The sequence below is a fragment of the Burkholderia sp. Ac-20379 genome (assembly GCF_017104645.1).
Lineage (GTDB): Bacteria > Pseudomonadota > Gammaproteobacteria > Burkholderiales > Burkholderiaceae > Burkholderia.
The window spans coordinates 1-4,091 of the sequence record NZ_JAAGPF010000461.1 but is presented as its reverse complement, the minus strand read 5'-3'; the positions used below and the strand labels follow the sequence as shown (position 1 = coordinate 4,091).

The 4,091-nt window shown below is 66.9% G+C and carries 3 protein-coding genes and 1 pseudogene; all 4 read left to right on the top strand.

Translation table 11 applies throughout. From position 1 onward, the window contains the following. A partial coding sequence (locus G3N92_RS31350; protein WP_206131419.1) for an AAA family ATPase occupies window positions 1-901 on the top strand: 901 nt, incomplete at its 5' end. Beyond that, window positions 898-1,917, top strand: coding sequence for a TcdA/TcdB catalytic glycosyltransferase domain-containing protein (locus G3N92_RS31345; protein ID WP_206131418.1), 1,020 nt, complete (start codon window positions 898-900; stop codon window positions 1,915-1,917). The genes G3N92_RS31350 and G3N92_RS31345, both read left to right, overlap by 4 nt. Before the next feature lie 94 nt (window positions 1,918-2,011). Further along, window positions 2,012-3,898, top strand: coding sequence for a type VI secretion system tip protein TssI/VgrG (gene tssI / locus G3N92_RS31340; protein WP_241015136.1), 1,887 nt, complete (start codon window positions 2,012-2,014; stop codon window positions 3,896-3,898). Continuing rightward, window positions 3,895-4,091: pseudogene (locus tag G3N92_RS31335) on the top strand (hypothetical protein); the annotation flags it as partial. The gene tssI and the pseudogene G3N92_RS31335, both read left to right, overlap by 4 nt.

Below are 4,091 nucleotides of genomic sequence, written 5' to 3'. Positions count from 1 at the left end.
GATCGGCCAGGATCACGCGATGGAGGCGATCGCCAAGCGGATCCAGACCTCGCGTGCCGGCCTCGACAACCCCGACCGGCCGATCGGCGTGTTCATGCTGGCCGGCACCTCGGGCGTCGGCAAGACCGAGACGGCGCTCGCGCTGGCCGACGCGCTGTACGGCGGCGAGCACAACCTCATCACGATCAACATGAGCGAGTTCCAGGAGGCGCACACCGTCTCCACGTTGAAGGGCGCGCCGCCCGGCTACGTCGGCTACGGCGAGGGCGGCCTGCTGACCGAGGCGGTGCGCCGCAAGCCGTATTCGGTGGTGCTGCTCGACGAGGTCGAGAAGGCGCACCCCGACGTGCACGAGATGTTCTTCCAGGTGTTCGACAAGGGCGCGATGGAGGACGGCGAGGGCCGCGCCATCAATTTCCGCAACACGCTGATCCTGCTGACCACCAACGTCGGCACCGATCTGATCGCCGGGCTGTGCCAGGACCCGGACCTGATGCCCGACGCCGACGGCCTGGCCCGGGCGCTGCGCGCGCCGCTGCTCCAGGCGTTCCCGCCCGCGCTGCTCGGCCGGCTCGTGACGATTCCGTATTTCCCGCTGAGCGGCGAGATGCTGGCGCGCATCGTGCGGCTGCAGCTCGACCGCATCAAGCGGCGCGTGGAGGCGCGCTACCGCGTGCCGTTCGACTACGACGACGCGGTCGTGCAACTGGTGGTGAGCCGCTGCACCGAGAGCGAATCGGGCGGGCGGATGATCGACGCCATTTTGACCAACACCCTGCTGCCGGCCATCAGCCGCGCGTTCCTGACGCGCACGCTCGAAGGCGGCGCGCTCGAACGCGTGAGCGTGCGCGTCGAGGGCGGTGATTTTTCCTATCGATTCGAGGCAGGCGCCATCGCATGAAAGCCATTCCGAAAATACTTCACATCATCTGGATCGGCGGCGACATTCCGGTGCGCAACCGTGAGTGCATCGCGTCGTTTCCGCGGCTGAACCCCGACTGGAAGGTCAACCTGTGGATCGACGCGAACCAGTTGCTGACCGGCGAGCGCCGCCAGCAGATCAGCGAGCGGTACAAGGCCGCGCACGACGGCGCGGCGGTGCCGCCCGCCCACTGGCAGGCGTCGGCCGGAGCGCTCGCCGAGCAGGGTGGCGGCGACGACGCCACGATCGATTATCTCGAAACCTACCTGGGCCAGCGCGGCGAGGCGCTGCAGGGCAAGCGCAGCCGCAACGCCAACGCGATCATGATGTTTTGCGAGGCCAACGGGATCACGGTGCGCGAGGTGCAGCGCGATCTGAAGATCGGCAAGAACGCGCCGATCTACCGCCAGGAGCTCGTCAATCGCGGCGGCAATTTCGGCGCGGCCAGCGACATCCTGCGCATCGAGATCCTGCTGCAGCACGGCGGGGTGTACGTCGATACCGACATCCGCTGCGTGCAGGCGCTCGGCGAGATCGTCTGCCATCAGTCGTACCCGCGCTTCTCGTCGGTCTACCCCAGCCCGAACTGGAAAACCGTCGACGAGCAGGGCTGGAACAGCGACGCGTGGTGGCAAACCACCATCACGCCCGGGAATCTGCCGCAGATCAGCAACTCGGTGATCGCGTCGCACGCGGGCTGCCGTGGCTTGACGTCCTACAAATCGCTGATTCACGGCAATTTCAAGGCGATGAAGAAGTCCGACGAGCTGCGCAGGTTGTACGAGCTCGACATCCGCACCTCGACCGTCAGGATGACCGGCCCGACCGCCGCCGCCCAGAGCACCGGCTTCCAGGACATCCGCAGGGAACGCACCGACCGGCAAATCCATTCGTCGAATCCGGATCAACCGCTGGAGGATTGCCGCTTCATGCGCGACAACTGGTACTTCCCGATGTACAAGGTGCGCGACGAGTATTTCCACGACTGGCTGTGAGCCGGCTTGCCAGCCGGAAACTCGATGGAATAGATCGCCGCGCCCGGTTGTTATGTGTTGAGAAGCTCATCGACACAGGCACGCGATACATTCCATGGCTCACGCAATCACACTCAGTTCCAACGTCGGCAGCAGCCTGCTGTTCTCGAACCTGAGCGCGACCGAGGCGCTTGGCAGGCTGTTCTCCTTCCGTCTCGAAGCGATCAGCAAGAACGTCGCGATCGACCTGCGCGCGCTGCTCGGCACGCCGATGACGGTCAAGCTCGTCACGCCGCAGGGCTATACGCGCCATTTCAACGGCATCGTGTGCGAAGGCGAGCAGGCCGGCTTCGTCAGCATCGACGGCGTGCGCTACGCCGTGTACCGCTTCGTGCTGGTGCCGAAGCCGTGGCTCGCCACGCGCCGCCGCGATTGCCGCATCTATCGCGGCATGAGCGTGCCGCAGATCGTGCAATCCGTGCTCGGCGACATCGGCTACAGCGACCTCAAGCCGAGCCTGACCGGCAGCTATCCGCCGCGCGATTACTGCGTGCAATACCGCGAGAGCGATTTCGACTTCATCAGCCGCCTGATGGAGCAGGAAGGCATCTACTACTTCTTCACGCATGCCGAAGGCACGCACACCATGGTGCTGGCCGACGCGCTCGGCGCGCACACCACGGTGCCGGGCTTCGAGCAGATTCCGTACGCGCCGCCCACCGAGCGCGGCAAGCGCATGAAGGCCTCGATCAGCGACTGGGAAACGGCGCGCGCGATGAACACGATGCGCGTGCAGCTCGACGATTACGACTATCTGAAGCCGAAGGCGTCGCTGCTGGCCACCGAGGAACTGACCGAGACGGACGAAGCGTCGAGCCTCGGCGGCCTCGACGCCTACGATTTCTCGTACGACACGGTGGGCTACGACCAGCGCCTGAGCGACGGCCAGCGCTACGCGCAGGTGCGCGCCGACGCGCAGAACGTGCCGCTGTTCGCGAGCCGCGCGCAGACCGACGCGTGCGGCCTGGCGACCGGCGCGCTGTTCCGGCTCAAGGATTTCCCGGCGGCCGAGGCCAATCAGGAATATCTGGTGATCGGCACGCAAACGCGGCTCGTCGAGCCCGATTACGTGACGGGCGGCGGCGGGGACGACGGCGAGCCGCCGTTCCACTGCGCGTTCCAGGCGATCCGCAGCCGCCAGCCGTTCCGCGCGATGCCCATCACGCCGCGCCCGACCATCGCCGGGCTGCAGACGGCCGTGGTGTATGGCGACACGCCCGAGGACATCGCCGTCGACAAGTACGGCCGCGTGCAGGTGACGTTCTTCTGGAGCCGCCCCGGCAAGCCGCACGCCGACAACTCGTGCCCGGTGCGCGTCGCGCAGTTCTGGGCCGGCAAGCGCTGGGGCGCGCAGTTCATTCCGCGCGTGGGGCAGGAGGTGGTGGTCAGCTTCCTCGACGGCAATCCGGACCGGCCGCTGATCATCGGCAGCGTCTACAACGCCGACAACATGCCGCCGTACAGCCTGCCCGACAACAAGACGCAGAGCGGCGTCAAGAGCCGCAGCCACGCGGGCGGCGGCAGCGAGGACTACAACGAGATCCGCTTCGAGGATCGCAAGGGCGACGAGCAGGTGCTGATCCACGCGCAGAAGGATCTGCGCGAGGAATCGGAGCACGATCACGACGTGCAGGTGGCGCACGACTACACGCTGACGGCCGGCAACCAGATCAAGCTCGTCACCGGGCTGGCCAGCATCACGATGAACCGCTCGGGCGAGATCGCGATCCATGGCACCAACCTGACGATCAGCGGCGAGATGAACGTGACGCTGGCCTCGGGCCTCGCGATGGAAATCAACTCGAAGGCGAACCTCAACGTCAGCTCGGTGGCGGCGATGGAAATCATGTCGGAAGCCGATTGCCTCGTGCAGTCCACCAACCTGCAGCTGATCGGCACCGCCACGGCCATTCTCGGCGGCGCCGCGCCGATGATCCTGTGAGCGCGCTGCTCGACGCCGCGCGGCAGATGAAACTGTCCGCGCCGGCCCTCGCCTGCCTGCACGACGCGATGGCGCCGCGCGCCGCCGTGCAGGCGCTGCTCGACGCCGGCCTGTGCGCCGACGCGCTGAGCCTGCTCGCGCGCCTGCTGCCGCATCGCTACGCGGTGGCGTGGGTGTGCCAGTGCGGCAGCCG

Bases quoted from the DNA above. Each gene is read 5' to 3' on its own strand.
- G3N92_RS31345 (WP_206131418.1), top strand. From the start codon at position 898: ATGAAAGCCATTCCGAAAATACTTCACATCATCTGGATCGGCGGCGAC.
- tssI (WP_241015136.1), top strand. From the start codon at position 2,012: ATGGCTCACGCAATCACACTCAGTTCCAACGTCGGCAGCAGCCTGCTG.